This is a genomic window from Maribellus luteus, assembly GCF_003576475.1.
In the GTDB taxonomy this organism is placed as follows: Bacteria; Bacteroidota; Bacteroidia; order Bacteroidales; family Prolixibacteraceae; genus Draconibacterium; species Draconibacterium luteum.
Window position 1 is genome coordinate 14334 of the sequence record NZ_QWGR01000006.1, and the last position, 16807, is coordinate 31140.

At 42.9% G+C, this 16807-nt stretch carries 16 protein-coding genes; 5 read left to right on the top strand and 11 right to left on the bottom strand.

From position 1 onward, the window contains the following. Positions 1-128: 128 nt before the first annotated feature. The 7 genes from D1614_RS11970 to D1614_RS12000 all read right to left on the bottom strand — a co-directional run bounded on the left by D1614_RS11970 (position 129) and on the right by D1614_RS12000 (position 7229). On the bottom strand, positions 129-893 hold the full coding sequence (locus D1614_RS11970) for a hypothetical protein (protein WP_119438184.1): 765 nt from the start codon (positions 891-893) through the stop codon (positions 129-131). A gap of 400 nt (positions 894-1293) precedes the next feature. Continuing rightward, the gene (gene nqrF / locus D1614_RS11975; protein ID WP_119438185.1) at positions 1294-2562 is read right to left on the bottom strand and encodes an NADH:ubiquinone reductase (Na(+)-transporting) subunit F; all 1269 of its coding nucleotides are present in this window, start codon (positions 2560-2562) and stop codon (positions 1294-1296) included. 21 nt (positions 2563-2583) lie between these two features. Then, positions 2584-3201, bottom strand: coding sequence for an NADH:ubiquinone reductase (Na(+)-transporting) subunit E (gene nqrE / locus D1614_RS11980; RefSeq protein ID WP_119438186.1), 618 nt, complete (start codon positions 3199-3201; stop codon positions 2584-2586). Between the two features lie 20 nt (positions 3202-3221). Beyond that, positions 3222-3866 carry an NADH:ubiquinone reductase (Na(+)-transporting) subunit D gene (locus D1614_RS11985; RefSeq protein WP_119438187.1) on the bottom strand — a complete coding sequence of 215 codons (645 nt, stop codon included), beginning with the start codon at positions 3864-3866 and terminating at the stop codon, positions 3222-3224. Positions 3867-3869: 3 nt separating this feature from the next. Further along, complete coding sequence (gene nqrC / locus D1614_RS11990) at positions 3870-4568, bottom strand: NADH:ubiquinone reductase (Na(+)-transporting) subunit C (RefSeq protein WP_119438188.1); 699 nt, start codon at positions 4566-4568, stop codon at positions 3870-3872. 12 nt (positions 4569-4580) lie between these two features. Beyond that, positions 4581-5762, bottom strand: a complete 1182-nt coding sequence (locus D1614_RS11995) for an NADH:ubiquinone reductase (Na(+)-transporting) subunit B (protein WP_119438189.1) — start codon at positions 5760-5762, stop codon at positions 4581-4583. Between the two features lie 120 nt (positions 5763-5882). After that, the gene (locus D1614_RS12000) at positions 5883-7229 is read right to left on the bottom strand and encodes a Na(+)-translocating NADH-quinone reductase subunit A (RefSeq protein ID WP_119438190.1); all 1347 of its coding nucleotides are present in this window, start codon (positions 7227-7229) and stop codon (positions 5883-5885) included. A gap of 424 nt (positions 7230-7653) precedes the next feature. On the opposite strand from D1614_RS12000, the gene D1614_RS12005 reads away from it, so the two are divergent. Then, positions 7654-8940: a type IX secretion system plug protein gene (locus tag D1614_RS12005; protein WP_119438191.1), complete on the top strand. Its 1287-nt coding sequence runs from the start codon at positions 7654-7656 to the stop codon at positions 8938-8940. A gap of 315 nt (positions 8941-9255) precedes the next feature. Here D1614_RS12005 and D1614_RS12010 read toward each other — a convergent pair whose 3' ends face one another. Then, positions 9256-11313, bottom strand: a complete 2058-nt coding sequence (locus D1614_RS12010) for a sensor histidine kinase (RefSeq protein WP_119438192.1) — start codon at positions 11311-11313, stop codon at positions 9256-9258. A 359-nt stretch (positions 11314-11672) separates the two neighbouring features. On the opposite strand from D1614_RS12010, the gene pruA reads away from it, so the two are divergent. From pruA to D1614_RS12025, 3 genes are all read left to right on the top strand, one after another. Beyond that, the gene (gene pruA / locus D1614_RS12015; protein ID WP_119438193.1) at positions 11673-13310 is read left to right on the top strand and encodes an L-glutamate gamma-semialdehyde dehydrogenase; all 1638 of its coding nucleotides are present in this window, start codon (positions 11673-11675) and stop codon (positions 13308-13310) included. Positions 13311-13412: 102 nt separating this feature from the next. Further along, the gene (locus tag D1614_RS12020) at positions 13413-13718 is read left to right on the top strand and encodes an FtsB family cell division protein (protein WP_119438194.1); all 306 of its coding nucleotides are present in this window, start codon (positions 13413-13415) and stop codon (positions 13716-13718) included. Between the two features lie 85 nt (positions 13719-13803). Further along, positions 13804-14394 carry a YqgE/AlgH family protein gene (locus D1614_RS12025; protein WP_119438195.1) on the top strand — a complete coding sequence of 197 codons (591 nt, stop codon included), beginning with the start codon at positions 13804-13806 and terminating at the stop codon, positions 14392-14394. A 115-nt stretch (positions 14395-14509) separates the two neighbouring features. Here the strand turns inward: D1614_RS12025 and D1614_RS12030 are convergent, their stop codons facing one another. From D1614_RS12030 to D1614_RS12040, 3 genes are read right to left on the bottom strand one after another with little or no spacing between them, the layout of a single operon-like run. Further along, a complete protein-coding gene (locus tag D1614_RS12030) occupies positions 14510-14797 on the bottom strand; it encodes a co-chaperone GroES (RefSeq protein WP_119438196.1) in 288 nt (95 codons plus the stop codon). Positions 14798-14827: 30 nt separating this feature from the next. Beyond that, positions 14828-15334, bottom strand: coding sequence for a thioredoxin family protein (locus D1614_RS12035; protein WP_119438197.1), 507 nt, complete (start codon positions 15332-15334; stop codon positions 14828-14830). An 11-nt stretch (positions 15335-15345) separates the two neighbouring features. Then, positions 15346-15924 carry a glutaredoxin family protein gene (locus tag D1614_RS12040; protein WP_119438198.1) on the bottom strand — a complete coding sequence of 193 codons (579 nt, stop codon included), beginning with the start codon at positions 15922-15924 and terminating at the stop codon, positions 15346-15348. A gap of 168 nt (positions 15925-16092) precedes the next feature. Here D1614_RS12040 and D1614_RS12045 point away from each other — a divergent pair, with 168 nt between their 5' ends. After that, the gene (locus D1614_RS12045; protein WP_119438199.1) at positions 16093-16797 is read left to right on the top strand and encodes a NigD1/NigD2 family lipoprotein; all 705 of its coding nucleotides are present in this window, start codon (positions 16093-16095) and stop codon (positions 16795-16797) included. The last annotated feature ends 10 nt before the right edge of the window (positions 16798-16807 follow it).

Genomic DNA, 16807 nt, shown 5'->3' on the forward strand with positions numbered 1-16807 from the left:
AAACTACGATCATTCGATTCGCTAATTTGCCGATACTAGTTAAGACTGGGTTAACGAAATTGTATTTTAAGTTCACTTAAATGAATAATACCCTGATTTAATACTTAATAGCCCTTTTTTTTCGCCTGTTAAAAATGTTGCACCAAAGCTGATCTCCACCATGAAAAATAAGTGGACTCCAATTCTTTTTGGCTGGGAAAAGGATAGAATAAAAAGTTGCTGCTGTCGCCGATAAAAAAGCCGTCTTCAATGGTGCGGTAGGGCAGTTCGCTTTGTCGCACCCGAAGCACGGTTTTAGTAAGCCGTTCCGAAGTCTCATTTAACTTTACCAGGCATTCGCGCAGGTGGGCCGGATTTCGGTACGGCAGGTTATTAAGTGGCAGGGTAGGGTCGTTGGCCAATTGGTTGAGCTGTAACTCTACAAAGAACAGTTTGGGCACCGAAACCGGTGTTGAACCATTGGTGAGGTGTTGAATAAACTCGGCCGGATTGAGCTTACTGGCTACCATGGTAGAAAACGGATTGTATTGCTGGTACAAATGGATGTCTTTTGGGGTTTTGGCTGCATATTTAGCGGCGCGTATTTCCAGCACTTTACCATCGTCGGTGGCCAGGTAGAGATTCTTCAAGGCATCGAGCGGAATGGATTCAAACACACGATAGATCGATAAATAAACCGATCTTTTGGGTTCTCCGTTTTCATACGGTACCAGCTTTTCTCTTACATAATCCAGCGGCAATTGAACTTTCGAAGGATCGATTTCAAAGTATACCGACTGCGAACGCAGGTTTTTCTTGGTACCTACGGCCAGGTAGTTCCCAAATTCAAACGGCCTTAGGTGCGATGCGATCAGCGACTCGGGAGTAGCAACCAGGTAATAATGATTTTCCATGGCTATGAATTTTAGTTAGTTGATACTTTGTTCATCTGCACCCTCAAAAAAGAGAAGTGCAATGCACCCGGGTTTACGAAAATGTGGCCGGTGAGGTTAGAAAAAGGGTGGGAGAGTTTTTATAGCAGTTCATTGGATGAGGATTGGGAATAAAAGAATCATGATTCCGGGGAGTCATCAACAGAAATGAAAGTAAAGATGGATAGTCGTATCCGGGATCTGTTTTTATTTTTTAATGTAGAATATTCAATGTTGAATTCCCAATATCCAATTTCCCGGACTTTGTTGGATATTTTACATTAACAATTGAGAATTGGATATTTTTTTGAATTGACTTTCAGAAAAAAGCCACCTCTCAATTGAGAAGTGGCTTTTATATTTTTTGAAATACTTAGCTGAATTAGCTTCCGAAATCGTCGAACAGTACGTTTTCATCCGGAACACCCAGGTTGTAAAGCATTTTTTGTACGGCATCGTTCATCATTGGCGGCCCACACATGTAGAAATCGATTTCTTCGGGCTCTTCATGCTGACTCAGGTAGTTGTCGTGAATTACCTGGTGCACAAATCCTGTTTTATAGCTAACACCCAATTCATCGGCAACAGGGTCCGGTTTGTCGAGTGCCAGGTGGAACTCAAAATTCGGGAAGTTCTTTTCTATTTCTCTGAACTGGTCATAATAGAAAACTTCTTTCCACGAACGTGCTCCGTACCAGAAAGTAACTTTCTTTTTGGCTTCTTTAACCGTATGGAACAGGTGGAATAAGTGAGAACGCATCGGGGCCATTCCGGCACCACCACCCACAAACATCATTTCGCTGTCGTTGTCTTTCAGGAAGAATTCTCCGTAAGGACCCGATATGGTTACTTTGTCACCCGGTTTCAGGTTAAAGATGTACGATGAACATACACCCGGATTTACCTTTTTAAAGCCGTTGCTGGCACGGTCCCACGGTGGTGTTGCAATACGGATGTTCAGCATTACAATGTTTCCTTCAGCAGGGTGGTTGGCCATTGAATAAGCACGGAAGGTTGGTTCCGGGTTTTTCATTACCAAATCAAACATGCCGAATTTTTCCCACTCTTCGCGGTATTCTTCCTCAATGTCCATGTCTTTGAAGTTGACATCCACTTTTGGAACATCAATCTGGATATATCCTCCTGATTTAAAGTCGAGCGTTTCGCCTTCCGGAAGTTTCACCACAAATTCTTTGATGAAGGTTGCCACGTTGTGGTTCGAAACCACGGTACATTCCCATTTTTTCACGCCCATCACTTCGTGCGGCACTTCAATGGCCATGTCTTCCTTCACTTTTACCTGGCAAGCCAAACGCCAGTTTTCGTTTTGTTCTTTGCGGGTGAAGAAGCCGGTTTCGGTAGGAAGGATAGACCCGCCTCCCGATTCTACCTGGCAACGGCACATGCCGCAGGTACCACCGCCACCACAAGCTGATGGCAGAAGAATTTTATTGTTTCCCAACGTAGTAAGAAGGGTGTTTCCCGGTTCGGTTTCCAAAACTACGTCTCCTTCGTTGATGTTTACCTTAACAGATCCCGACGGAGTAAGTTTTTTCTTGACATAAAGCAAGATGGCCACCAAAAGAATAATAACGCTCAGGAAAACCACTACACTGGCAAGAACTACAGTTGTTGTCGATAGTATTATCATTGTCCGTTTGTTTATTCAATTTTACAATTTAATACCCATGAATCCCATGAATGCCATCCCCATCAAGCCTGTAACAATGAAGGTGATTCCCAGCCCACGCAAGGGAGCCGGTACATTGGAATATTCAATTTTTTCACGGATAGCGGCAACGCCAACAATAGCCAGGAACCAGCCTACGCCCGAACCTAAACCATAAACCGACGCTTCGCCAATGTTTACAAAGGCTTTTTGCTGCATAAATAGCGAACCTCCCAAAATTGCACAGTTAACAGCAATAAGAGGAAGGAAAATTCCCAGTTGGGTGTAAAGAACCGGAGCGAATTTCTCCACTACCATTTCCACCAGCTGTACCATTGATGCAATGATGGCAATAAACATGATAAAAGACAAGAAGCTTAAATCCACGTCGGCCAGCGAAGGGCTGAGCCAGGTAAGTGCTCCTTCTTTTAATACGTAGTTTTCGAGCAGGTAGTCAACCGGAACGGTAATACCCAACACAAAAATTACTGCTATTCCCAATCCGGCAGCCGTACTCACTTTTTTCGAAACAGCAAGGTATGAACACATGCCCAGGAAGTAGGCAAATACCATGTTTTCGATGAAAATCGACTTAACAAATAAATTTATTAGATTTTCCATGATAATCTGATTTCTATGGGTTAGTTTTCAATTAGTTTACGATTACGGCTACGTTGTACCCATATAATAATTCCAACAGTGATCAGTGCCATCGGAGGCAGGATCATCATACCGTTGTTCGCATAGAAACCACCGTTTGTAATGTACCAGCTGTCAGGAATAACCTGGAAGCCAAATACCGAACCGGAGCCAAGCAGCTCGCGGAAGAAACCAACAATGATTAATATTACTGCATAACCGGCACCGTTTCCGATACCATCGAGGAACGATTGCCAAGGCCTGTTACCCAGGGCAAAAGCTTCGAGCCGTCCCATGATGATACAGTTGGTAATAATCAAACCAACAAATACCGATAATTGCTTGCTTACATCGTAAACATAGGCTTTTAGAATCTGGTCAACCAGAATTACCAATGAAGCGATAACCACCAGCTGAACAATAATACGAATCCGGTTAGGGATGGTATTTCTCAACAACGAAATAATAACGTTTGCAAAAGCTAAAACGATGGTAACCGAGATCGACATTACCACGGCAGGTTTTAGCTGGGCTGTTACCGCCAGTGCCGAACAGATCCCTAATACCTGCACGGTAATCGGGTTGCTGCTATTCAGCGGATCGGATAACAGTTTTAAATTTTTCTTTGAAAATAATGGTTCGCTCATGGCTTAAGATTTTTTCTTTTTTAAGAATTCTTCATATCTGGCAAAGTCGTCGAGGAGCATTTGCTCAAGCCCTTTACTGGTGATGGTACCTCCTGAGATGCCATCTACTTTGTGGTCGGCGGGAGCATCCTGTCCAACTTTTGCTACGATAATGGAAACCAGTTGACCTTTGTTGTCAAAAAGTTTCTTACCAATAAATTGTTTCTCGAATACCGGGGTGGAAATTTCAGCACCCAATCCGGGAGTTTCCCCCTGGTGGTCGAAGTTGGCACCGTAAATGGTGTTCATGTCTTCGTCTAAGGCAACAAAGCCCCAGATAGGTCCCCAAAGACCTGCCCCGCGCAGCGGAAGCACATATTTGATGCCCTGTTCTGTTTGACATTCAAAAACCGGCAAATGCATTTCTTCGACGGGTTTTGCGTACTCCCTTTTCAGGTCGGTGTTAAACGCATCGCCTTCTACTTTTTCGCCGCTTACATTTACAACGTATTCGTTTACTATCTTTTCAGCATAGATCTTTTCTGCATCAGCAGGAGTACTGGCAATGTTTACCGATGCCAGGATACTTTGCTTTTTCTCCACCTCGATGTTCCGTACCTGTTGGGGCTTAAGCGCCATGGCAACGGAAGCCAGAATCGCTGCAACCAGGACTACCATGATTGCGGCGTATAAAACTGTATATGTATTACCGTTTCTGTTCATGATCTTTAATTTTTAAGCAGTTCTTCCACTAACGGTTGCACGTTTCAGTCTTTTCTTAATGTGGCCCTGAACAACATAATGGTCGATCAGCGGTGCAAAGGTGTTCATTAACAGAATGGCAAGCATCATTCCCTCCGGATAGGCGGGGTTGACAACGCGAATCAATACTGCCAGAATACCAATAAGGAAACCATAAATCCATTTTCCGCTTACGGTTTGCGAACCTGAAACAGGATCGGTGGCCATAAAAATGGCGCCAAACATAAATCCACCCAAAATGAGGTGATGCCAGAACGGAATTGCAAAGAATACCTGGTTGGCTTCAGAAAGGGAAGCGCTACCGGCAAAAGCATTCAGGATAAGTCCCATAACTGCACCACCGGCAATGGTCGAAAGCATGATCCTCCAGCTTCCGATTCCTGTAACGATTAGAAGGACTGCACCGATTAAAATAGCCAGTGTTGAAGTTTCGCCGATCGATCCGGGAACCAGTCCGAAGAAAGCATCGGAAGCAGTGTAGGAAATAACTCCGGAAGCTGCATCGCCCAGCGGAGTCGCACAGGTGATGGCATCAGTTGCCTGACTGCCGGCTACCCACACTTTAATACCCGACATTTGCGCCGGGTAGGCAAAGAACAAAAAGGCACGTGCTACCAGAGCCGGGTTCCAAATGTTCATTCCGGTTCCACCAAATACCTCTTTCCCGATGACCACTGCAAAGGCTGTTGCCACGGCAATCATCCAAAGCGGCGTTTCAACTGGCATTACCAGCGGAATAAGCATCCCGGAAACCAGGAATCCTTCCTGTATTTCGTGGCCGCGAATTTGCGCAAACACAAACTCGATACCCAAACCAACGCCGTACGAAACGATGATGATCGGAAGTACTTTCAGCAAGCCGAAAAGGAAAATTTCAAAAAAACCGGTTGAAGCAAGTTCATCGATTGCTTTGAAGTGTTGGTACCCGGTATTGTACATCCCCATAAGGATGGCCGGCACCAGTGCCAACACTACCATTCCCATGGTACGCTTCAGATCGATGTAATCGTGAATGTGCGTTCCCGATTTGGAAGTGTTCTTTTGAACAAAGAACAGTGTGAAGAAACCATCGTGTACGGAATGAAGCCAGTGGTACTTGGCGCCTTTCTGCACATAAGGTTTCGTATTCTCAAAAATGTTTTTTATAAAATTCATTTCATTTTATTGTTTACATTCCATTGTATTCGATAAAACTTGCCCGTGTATTCGTCATTTCAGAATAACAGTAAACAGGTTTGCTTCATCTTTTAAGATTGAATTGATTACGTGTAAAAATTAACCAAGTTCTTTAATCATAATGTTGATCCCGTCGCGGAGAATCTTTTGCACTTCAACTTTTGAAGTACAGGCATATTCACAAAGGGCCAGGTCTTCTTCTATTACCTCGTAAATACCCAGTTGCTCCATTTTATCGATATCGTTCACCAGGATCGCTTTCAGCAGGTGAACCGGCAAAATGTCGATCGGAACCAGTTTCTCGTACTGACCTGACATGACAAATGCACGCTCGCCACCGTGTAAATTGGCGTTAAGTGTGTATTCTTTTTTCGGGAACAGTTTGCCTAAAAATGCTTTGGATGCACTGAATTTATCAAAACCAGGCGATGCCCAGCCCATAAATTCATATTCATCACCTTCCGGAATCACAGTTATCTGCGAGTCGTAGAACCCAAAGTATTGCTGAGGACCTACTTTTTTACCGGTAAGCACGTTTCCGCTGATAATACGCAGATGGTAGTTGGCTTCCACCAGTCTTTCCTGTACAAGCGAAGCTACCGGTGCACCCACAACCGTTTGGTAATACTTGGGCGCTGATACTTCCGAGCCGGTTAGCGCTACAATTCTGCTGAAATCCACATTTCCGGTCTCAAAAAGACGGCCGATCAGCAGAACGTCCTGTACGTTTAATGTCCATACCACTTCGCCTTTGTTAAGCGGCTTGGTATTGGCAATTTGTACTCCAACGTTTCCGGCAGGGTGCGGCCCTTCGAATGTGTTGATCTCTACATTTTTTACGCCGGTAAATGCTGAGTTTGCATTTACTCCCAGGTAAACTTTTCCCTCGGTAAGTTTGGCAAGGGCGTTTACTCCGGTCTGAAACGTCTCAAGCTGTCCTGCAATTACAAAATTGTAATCGGGTGCCAGTGGCGCCGTGTCGAATGTTGAAATGTAAATCGATAGCGGTTTTTGATCGGGAGATGCAATCACTCCGTACGGCCGCTTTTTAATAAATGGCCACAAACCACTTTTCAGTATCTGCTCTTTAACCTCTTCTCCGGATAAAGTGTTCGGGTCAGCTTTCTTGAAAGAAGCGGAACCTGCATCTTTATCTGTCTCAATTACTACTTCCAAAATTTTACGACGCTCACCACGGTTGATTGAAACCACTTTACCGCCAACAGGGGCCGTAAAGACAATTTCAGGGTGGTATTTATCGTAAAAAAGCGCATCGCCTGCCTTTACAATGGCATCGGCTTTAACACTGAGTTTTGGAGTAAGTCCGGGAAAATCGGTTGGTTTCAGAGCGACTGTTGCCGGGACCGGCAATTTTTCGAGTACCTTTTCAGCACTGCCTTTTAGCTTAATGTTCAGCCCTTTTTTTAACCTAATCACTTCTGACATATTGATTTAAGACTAAGAATTATTTCAGGTTGGCAAAAGTAATAATTAATTGCTGTTAGACAATGCGAAATAGTAAAGAGTTGTTATCAAAGTATGTGAATATATTAATAAGTTAAGTTGATTTGGAAACTGTCAAATAATCAGTGCATTTATATCTTTTGAAACAGGAGAAAAGGCTTCAGATTAAATTAACATTTTTGAGCTTATTGTATTTTGGAATATATTTTGACAGATTTACCGCTTTTATTTGAAATTCATAAATTTGATATTTGCAGAAAAATAAATGAAAACGGAACGAATTTTTATTTTGTAAGCAGTGGTGTGCAACAGTTTAAACTTTAGTTCGTTTGACTTTTTGAGTAGTTTTCTGCCCGGTTTTATTTCTCCGATATTTGGAGAAAGATACTATAAAATACAACTGAAAATGAGAAAATTCCTGACTCTGATAATGGGTTGTTTGGCCCAGTTCGCTTTTGTGAATGCTCAAACCAACGATTTTTATTATGAAACAGCTGTTTACAAGGAAGAAATAAAGTCGGCTAAAATGTTTCGTGAAGGCTTTGTTTTGTCGAATCCGGTTCTGGGATTAAACGAAGACCAGCGGTTGGTGATGAAATTTGACGATCTTGTGACAGATGTAAAAGACTATTATTATACCATCATCCATTGCGATGCCGACTGGAAAGAGAGTTTTATTCCGCAACCTGATTACCTTGAAGGTTTCCCGGAAAATCCGGTGGATGATTATGCAAAGTCGTTTAATACCACTTTCGATTACATTAATTACCAGATCGTACTGCCCAACGAACACGTGCAATTCAAAGTTTCAGGAAATTACGTTTTGGTGGTGTTTGAGGATAACGACAAAGAGAAGGTTGTGCTGACGCAACGGTTCTACATTTACGAAGAAGTGGTTGATATTGCCGGTACTGTGAGGCGGGCAACTACCGATGCATTTAAAGGCGAAAGCCAGGAGATAGATTTTACGATTAATCATCCCAACCTGGCCATTTTGAATCCGCAGGAAGAAGTGAAAGTGGTGATTATGCAAAACGACCGCTGGGATAATGCCATAAAAAATCTAAAACCGCTTTATATCCGCGACGGGCAATTGGTGTATGATTATAACCGCGAAAATGTTTTCAAAGCAGGCAACGAATTCCGGTATTTCGATATTCGTTCCAATCGGTTGAACGGGGAAAATGTGTTTTCTACCGATTTCTTTCGCCCGTATTTCCACAAAACGCTCAAAACAGATGAAATCAGGGCCAATAAAAGGTTTTTCCCTTACAAGGAAATGAACGGAAAGTATTCCGTCGAAAGTCAGGATCAGGAAGTGCGCGATTATGATACCGAATGCGATTATGTGTTTGTTCATTTTAGTTTGCCCATGGAATCGCCGCTGGTAGGAGGGACCGTTAATGTGTTTGGTGCACTCACCCAGTGGAACGCGAACAAAGGAAACGAGATGACCTACAATTTCGACAATAGCACCTACGAATTAACACTCCTTTTAAAACAAGGCTACTATAACTTTATGTATGTGTATGTGCCGCAAGGGGCGCGGGTAGCCGATCATACCAATATCGAAGGCAGTTTTTGGGAGACCGAGAATGATTACCAGATTTTTGTGTATTACCGCGATTTGGCGGGGCGCTACGACCGACTGGTGGGTTATCGTCAGTTAAATTCGGTGGTAAACAGGTTTTAGACAACATTCATAATTTTATCTATAGTTGGCCTGCATTTTTAGGCGGAAAGTACCTTTGTTTCTGCCTTGTTTTAAATTGTCCTTACACAAATATGAATTGGAAGAAGCTGGAGAATAACAAATAAACAATAAGGAATAAAGAATGGGGAAGTGTTTGTGGATGAGTGATTTGTGCTAATGCTTCTTGATTTTTTATTCCATATTCGTTATTAAAAAACATTCCTGTTTTCTTCAAATTCCGGAAAGAAAAAGATATGTAATAGAAGGGGGCAAAAGAAAGATAACAGAAGTAGACAAGCGTTGAAAGGCCGAGAATCAACTTACGATCTTCATATAGCCTTGCCCGTCGCTGAATGGTATTGAAAACCAGAACTGGCTTCCCTGTTCCAGGGTGGAATCAAACTCGAGTTCGCCTCCCAAAAGTGCCACGTAATGTTGGGCAATCGGCAAGCCGATTCCGGAACCTGAGGTCGTTTGGTTGATGGCATTGGGAATCCGGTAAAAACGACTGAAAATGTTTTCAAACTCTTCTTTCGGGATGCCAATACCGGTATCAGCAACCACAAATTTTATGTATTCGTTCCTGATCATTTCGTAACCAATGGTTACAGTTCCTTTGGTGGTGTATTTTACAGCATTATCGAGCAAGATCATTAATGCCTCTTTTAGCAGTTGGTTGTCGGTGCTAAAGCCAAAATCGGGGTTGTGAACATCCAGGTTCATGCGAATGCGAACGTCTTTTGAGTCGGGGATGTGTGGCGCGTATTGGTTGTAAATGTCGCGCAGCAGCCCGTTAATTCTGCAAAATGCATGCTTCACCTCAATCGCTTCCGTTTCAATTTTGGAGAGATGGATGGTGTTGTCGATCATGTTCAGCAATTGTTTCCCGTTTTCGGTGATGGCGTCGGTCAGTTCCAGCCGGTCAGTCTGTTCCATCTCAGCGTCCGACAACATCCGGGTAAAATTGGTGATGATGTTCATCGGTGTCCTGATCTCGTGCGACAGATTGGCCAGGAAAGCCGATTTTAAGCGATCCGATTCCTCGGCGCGTTTCAATGCCTTTTCAAGTTTGAACTCCGCAGTTTTTCGCTTGGTAATATCCCGGGCCACCGAAATAACCGAATGCGCATTCAGTTTGGCCAGCCGCATTTCAAACAAAAAAGTTCCGTTGGGTGTATTCAGCGAATATTCGATACTCTCGATCGAGTTGGACCGGATACAATTCTGGATACAGGCATATATTTTATTGGCCAGGTTCTCGGGAAAACCCGTGTTGAATATCGAGCTTCCGATAATGTTGGCATCTTCCACTTTAAACAGGTCGCTTTCCTTGATCACAAAGTCTTCGTAAATGCCGTCCTTGTCAATAACAAAGAAAATATCGGGGATGGCTTCCAGCAACACTTTGTAGCGTCGTTTGTTGGCTTCCAGTTCTGCCATTTTCTTTTTTACCTTGGTGATGTCTTCAAAAATCAGGTAGTATAGATTGTAGCTTGGGTTTATAACATGGATTTTAAACCATTTGTCGATATGTGGCGCCTGTATTTCCGAAATTCCCTTTCGGCTGAAAAGCACCGTTTTGTTCACGTCCAGCTTTCCTTTAAATATAAGGTTGAAAACATAATGTGCATCCTGTCCCTGAACTTCGTGCAGGTTAAGTTTGAAAGCTGCTTCAAAGGCATTGTTTACTTTGTCGATTACCAGCCTTACCACATTTCCGCCTTCATCGCGCTCGGCACTAATGCGCGAGATCAGAAAAGGAGAATTCTGAATAACCCTGTTTAAGCTTACGGTCTGTCGCTGAAGTGCTTCTTTCAGACGTTCAATAGCGTGATTAAAGTGTCGTCTGAGATAAAAAGTGGACAGGAAAAACGCGAGAAAAACAAAAAACGGATTGGTAACAATGGGATCAAAGTAGCTGAACGAATCCAGCAAATGATCGGCTATGAATAATTGAAGTCCAATGGTTGCTACCGATAATAAAAAGTAAAGCAGAATTTTACTGTCGTTATTGGAAAAGAAATAGAGGAAAACCAGCCCAGCAATAAGCCACCAGGTGGAATAATGAATGGTTTCGACCGGGGGAAGGTGAGCGCTGAATTCTGAAATATAGTAACCGTAAATAAATACCGGTGTAAGAAAAACGATGTTAATGGCGCAGTTATTTTTCCCGTTTAGCACACACACAACCGATAAAATAGATGCGGCCAGCAAAAGAAAGTCGCAAATGAGACACAAAGTTGCATTGGGAACAAAAAGATGACTTATCAAAATAGCAAGCATGATACCGCCGATCGAACTCCATATCATCAGCAGGTAAAAAAGCTGCTTTTGTTTAGCCTCAGGGAGCGCAGCCCAAAACCTATCACTCAATATTTTAGATAATCTTTTTAACAATAAGGTAAAGGTATTAAAAATGTGTCAAATCACATTCAGAAGATTTTATTTCGCTAATATATAATTTCCATTGGTGAAAATAATGGATTTGTGCACTTCTCTGTGAAGTCAGTTTAATCCGCCTGATTGGGTTGGAATCGCACGGAAAATTGCCCTAAAAGTTGCCTGGGTATTCTACTCCGCTGTGGGCGAAAGTTTTATGTTGCGTTGTATTGCCTGATAATTGGTTATTCCGGGGAGTTTTTGGCAAGCCCTGATATTTGTTATGATTTGGGCGGGCGCTATTTTATAGTTTTGTAGCAAACGAAGGAATTTTGTAACAAAATAATAGAATTATGCCAAAAGGAATTTTTAATGTACCGGTTGCCAAAAACGAGCCGGTTTTGAGTTATGCTCCCGGATCGCCGGAGCGAAAAGAGTTGCAGGCAAAATTAGCCGAATTGCGTGCACAGGAAATTGATCAGCCCATGATTATCGGAGGAAAAGAAGTTTATACCGATCGTAAGGTTCGGATGTCTCCTCCGCACGATATTAAGCACACGCTGGGGTATTTCAACCAGGGAGATGCTTCGCATGTGGAGATGGCGATTGATGCGGCTTTGGTTGCACGTGAGAAATGGGCGAACATGTCGTGGCAGCACCGTGCTTCTATTTTTCTGAAAGCAGCCGATCTTCTTGCAGGTCCTTACCGTGCAAAAATCAATGCGGCCACTATGCTGGGGCAATCAAAAAATGCTTTTCAGGCCGAGATTGACGCCGCTTGTGAATTGGCCGATTTCTTCCGCTTTGGGGTACAGGTAATGACTGATATCTACAAAATTCAGCCGGAATCTGCCAAGGGAATGTGGAACTACAACGAATACCGTCCGCTCGAAGGATTTGTATATGCTTTAACACCTTTCAATTTTACGTCGATTGCCGGTAACCTTCCGGCAGCACCTGCATTGATGGGGAACGTAGTTGTTTGGAAAGCTTCAAAAACAGCCGTTTATTCAGCAGGGGTAATCATGGAGATTTTCCAGGAAGCCGGTTTGCCGGATGGAGTTATCAACCTGGTTTTTGCTTCAGGTCCTGCTGTGGCAGATATCGTTCTTACGCATCCTGATTTTGCCGGAATTCATTTTACCGGTTCAACGGGAGTTTTCCAAAGCATCTGGAAAAAGATTGGCGAGAACATTTACAAATACAAAACTTACCCAAGAATTGTAGGGGAAACCGGCGGAAAAGATTTCATTTTTGCTGATAATACCGTCAACAAACGGGCACTTGCCATTGCCATGTTACGGGGGGCTTTCGAGTACCAGGGGCAAAAATGCTCTGCTGCTTCGCGCGTTTATGTTCCTGAAAGTATCTGGCCCGAAGTAAAAGAAATTTTCGGTGCCGAGCTGGCTACCGTTAAAATGGGACCTCCGGAAGACTTTACCAACTTTGTTAACGCGGTAATCGACGAAGATTCTTTTGACAAACTAAAAAGTTTTATCGATGGCGCGCGTGAAGACAAAGATGCGGAAGTGATTTTTGGCGGAAACTGCGACAAATCAGTAGGTTACTTTATCGAACCAACGGTAATTCTTGCTAAAAAGCCGGATTATATTACGATGCAGGAAGAGTTGTTCGGTCCGGTGCTGACCGTTTACGTTTATGACGACGAAAAACTGGATGAAACTCTGGACATCCTGGACAAAACATCGATCTATGCCTTGACCGGTGCTGTAATGTCGCAAGACCGTTACAACATCGAGAAGATCACGAAACGCCTCGAAAATGCTGCCGGTAACTTCTATATCAACGATAAGCCAACAGGAGCCGTGGTTGGACAACAGCCATTTGGCGGAGCACGTGGTTCGGGTACCGACGACAAAGCCGGTTCGATCTTTAACCTCCTTCGCTGGACCTCTATCCGTACCATCAAGGAAACCTTTGTTCCACCGGTAGAATATACCTATCCGAATTTTCAACAGGATAACGAATAAAACATACCAACTTTAAGTTGTTCATAAAGAGGAATCGAATTATTCGCTTCCTCTTTTTTTTGAGCCAAACGATCCTTATTTTTGTGCATCAATTTGTTATAAATGATCAGGGAACTGTTACAGTCGGGGGCTTCTAAAATTTTGGGCAATAAGTATTTAATTGCTTCGGTTGTCTTCTTGGTATGGATTCTTTTCTTCGACGAAAACAGTATCACGCGTCATTTAAAAGACCGGCGGCAGCTGAGCGAACTGGTTCAGCAAAAAGAGTATTACGAAGAGCGGATTGCAGCCGATAAGCGAAAATACGAGGAGCTTCACAAAGGAAAAGCTGAACTGGAAAAATTTGCCAGGGAGCAGTATTACATGTCCAAACCCGACGAAGATGTTTTCATAATTGTGGAAGAATAGAACATTTTTGGGGCCTGCCTGTTTCTACTCAGTAAGAATAATCAACTATTTGATGCATAGTAATATTTTCTTATATTGCTGTTAAATGGCTAGTAATCTCGACATATTCAAAATTAAAACGAACAACGTTGCACCACAAAAAGGGCGTATTCTGATTGCTGAACCTTTTTTGTCGGGCAACTATTTTAACCGCTCGGTGGTATTGCTGGTAACGTACAGCGAAAAAGGGGCAGTGGGTTTTATTTTGAATAAAATGGTCGAGTTCCCGATCAACGAAGCGTTTCCCGATTTCCCAGATTTTGATACCCAGGTATACCTGGGCGGGCCGGTGGCTACCGATTCCATTTATTTTATTCACAAGCTGGGCGACCGCATACCCGGAAGTATCCATGTGATGGGGAACCTTTACTGGGGGGGAGATTTTGAGGTTATAAAACGGGAAATACGCTTGGGTACCATTGATTCTTCCGAGATACGTTTCTTCCTGGGCTATTCGGGTTGGGATGCCGGGCAGCTGGAAGAAGAACTAAAAGATGACTCGTGGCTGGTGACCGATGTCGATCAGGAGTCGGTGATGGGAGAGATGGATCCCAATTCCTGGTTCCGCTTTGTAAAAAGGGCGGGAGCCCGCTATTCGGTCTGGAAAAACTTTCCGGAAAATCCTTCGATGAATTAATTTCTGAAAGCTTTCAATTTGATCCAATAAAAAAGCCGCTCCCGGTAAAGGAACGACTTTGTATGTCGATATCTGAAAAATGTTTTGGCAGATTTTGTAAAATCCTGAATTCAGCTTAAATCGATTCGGTAACTACAACTTTCGACAGGATTTCGGAATACGGCAACAACAGGAATTTTTTTCCGTTGAAGTCGATTTCGGTACCTGCATACCTTTTGTAAAGAACCTCGTCACCAGGTGCTATCTCTGCATTTTCGATGTTACTGATTGCGACAACCTTCGCAACTTCCTGTTTTTCTTTGGCAGAGTCGGGAATAATAATCCCTGAAGCGGTTGTTTGTTCTGATTTGTCTTCAGTGAGTTCCAACAACACATTCTGGTTAATGGGCTGTAATTCTTTCATTTTACACGTGATTTTAAAAATTATACCGTTTTAATTATTCGCCAAAAGCAATTTATCGATGTTTTGTGCAAACATCTTCTTTGTGTCTTCTTTGGTGCGCGCAATGCCCGAAGTCATGGTTGGTTTGCCGCTCATCGGGATGTAAAGAAAAGCCGGAATTCCTTTCACGCCAAAAACAGCAGCCAGTTCGCGCTCTACCTGTGTATCAATTTTGTAAATGTGAACTTTCCCGTTGTAATCTTTGGCAATTTCTTCCAGGATTGGGGCAGCTGTGCGGCACGGGCCACACCAGTCGGCATAAAAATCAATAAGTGCCGGCTTGTCACCCTTGTATTTCCATTCCTGCGGCGATGCTTCATAATCCCATACTTTTTCCAGGAACATGGCTTTGGTAAGTTTTACACTGCCTCCTTCTTCTGCAGCTGCAATAACAGCAGACTTTTCTCCGTCGTTTTTATTTTCCGATTTTGCCTGGCAATTGCTAAATCCCAACAAGATTCCACCGGCAATAACAATGCTTAAAAGTGCTTTTTTCATCTTATTTATATTTAATTTATTTCGAGTAAATTGTTAATTGTTGCTTTGTCAAATCCTACCACCATCCGGCCGTTTATTTCGGTTTGCGGCACTCCCTGCTGTCCGCTTTTTTTCATCATTTCGGTGGCTGCTTTTTCATCTGCCGCTACGTTTATTTCGCGGTAAGCAATGCCATGTTCCTGAAAATGCCTTTTCACCGCTGTGCACCAACTACAGGTAGGAGTGGTGTAAACTAGTACGTTTTTACGCGCTTTCGAAGTTACATTTTCTTTTGAAACCGCGCCTGCCTGCACCGCCAGGTTTTTATATTGTTCCGGGGTTTGACACCCCCTGACAATGTTTTTCAGCTTCCCTTTTTCGAAACATAAAAGGGAAGGAACACCTGTTACCTCATATTCGAGGTGAATGTCGCGAACATGATTCACATCAGCCGAACAAAGAACTTTTTGGATGGGCTCCGGGGTGAGTTCGCTAAGGTTTTTATACGCGCAATCACTTTGCTCCGAGCCTTTTCTATACAACAAAAGCCACACACTTTCGTTCTTTGCCAGTTCATCTTTTAACGATTGAAAAGAGTCAATTTCTTTCATTTGACAAATATATGTAAATATTTAGATGTGTGCATAACAATTGTTGTGCCATAGTCTGAGCAGCACTTTTACCTGCCAAAATGATAAATAAGCAGATTTTTTTTTCAGATGACGCAACCTTTTGGTCAGAATTTAAATCTTGGTGATGAGAATTAAAATTAAACAGTGATGAAAAAAGTAGTATTTGGGTTATTGATCGCGATGAGCTTTACGCTCGTATCGTGTCTCGATGATGATGACGGATATTCATTGGGGAATTATTGGATAGGTTTTGGGATTTTACAGGAGGAAGATGGGACTTCCGTTTTTGCCATGGATGATGACACTAAACTAAAACCCATAGGTTGGGATCATCATTCGGGATGGAATGATGATTTTACGCCTGGGTCGCGGGTTTGGATCAACTATACCGTACTGGGGGATGATAAAGACGAAGACGGAAAGATCTCTACTTATTTTGTAAGAGTGAACGAAGTACGCAAGATTTTGAAAAAAGGAATTTTGGATCTGACTCCTGAAAATGCTGATAGTATCGGGAATGATCCGATTATCGTGCAGGATGTTTGGATGACAGACAGTTTGCTGAATTTCCAGTTAAAATACTGGGGATACCACAAAGTTCATTTTCTGAACCTTGTTAATAATCCTGACAATACGTCTTCGGAAGAAGGGACAGTGAAACTTGAATTGCGTCATAATGCCAACGGCGACGCAGAGTCTTACCCGTATTCGGCATTCGTGTCGTTTAGTTTGAACCAATTGCGTGTGGAAGGCATGGATTCCATTAAAGTGGAAATTACATCCACTGACTATGAAGATGTAGACCACACTTATAAAAAGGTGTTCAACTATTCGGATCTCGAGTTGCCATAGCCATAAAAAC

Excerpts from the sequence above, each read along its gene's own strand:
- nqrC (WP_119438188.1), bottom strand. The coding sequence starts at position 4,568 with ATGAACAGAAACGGTAATACATATACAGTTTTATACGCCGCAATCATG.
- D1614_RS12000 (WP_119438190.1), bottom strand. The coding sequence starts at position 7,229 with ATGTCAGAAGTGATTAGGTTAAAAAAAGGGCTGAACATTAAGCTAAAA.
- D1614_RS11995 (WP_119438189.1), bottom strand. The coding sequence starts at position 5,762 with ATGAATTTTATAAAAAACATTTTTGAGAATACGAAACCTTATGTGCAG.
- D1614_RS12005 (WP_119438191.1), top strand. The coding sequence starts at position 7,654 with ATGAGAAAATTCCTGACTCTGATAATGGGTTGTTTGGCCCAGTTCGCT.
- D1614_RS11970 (WP_119438184.1), bottom strand. The coding sequence starts at position 893 with ATGGAAAATCATTATTACCTGGTTGCTACTCCCGAGTCGCTGATCGCA.
- D1614_RS12040 (WP_119438198.1), bottom strand. The coding sequence starts at position 15,924 with ATGAAAGAAATTGACTCTTTTCAATCGTTAAAAGATGAACTGGCAAAG.
- pruA (WP_119438193.1), top strand. The coding sequence starts at position 11,673 with ATGCCAAAAGGAATTTTTAATGTACCGGTTGCCAAAAACGAGCCGGTT.
- D1614_RS12030 (WP_119438196.1), bottom strand. The coding sequence starts at position 14,797 with ATGAAAGAATTACAGCCCATTAACCAGAATGTGTTGTTGGAACTCACT.
- nqrE (WP_119438186.1), bottom strand. The coding sequence starts at position 3,201 with ATGGAAAATCTAATAAATTTATTTGTTAAGTCGATTTTCATCGAAAAC.
- D1614_RS12025 (WP_119438195.1), top strand. The coding sequence starts at position 13,804 with ATGGCTAGTAATCTCGACATATTCAAAATTAAAACGAACAACGTTGCA.
- D1614_RS11985 (WP_119438187.1), bottom strand. The coding sequence starts at position 3,866 with ATGAGCGAACCATTATTTTCAAAGAAAAATTTAAAACTGTTATCCGAT.
- nqrF (WP_119438185.1), bottom strand. The coding sequence starts at position 2,562 with ATGATAATACTATCGACAACAACTGTAGTTCTTGCCAGTGTAGTGGTT.
- D1614_RS12035 (WP_119438197.1), bottom strand. The coding sequence starts at position 15,334 with ATGAAAAAAGCACTTTTAAGCATTGTTATTGCCGGTGGAATCTTGTTG.
- D1614_RS12045 (WP_119438199.1), top strand. The coding sequence starts at position 16,093 with ATGAAAAAAGTAGTATTTGGGTTATTGATCGCGATGAGCTTTACGCTC.
- D1614_RS12020 (WP_119438194.1), top strand. The coding sequence starts at position 13,413 with ATGATCAGGGAACTGTTACAGTCGGGGGCTTCTAAAATTTTGGGCAAT.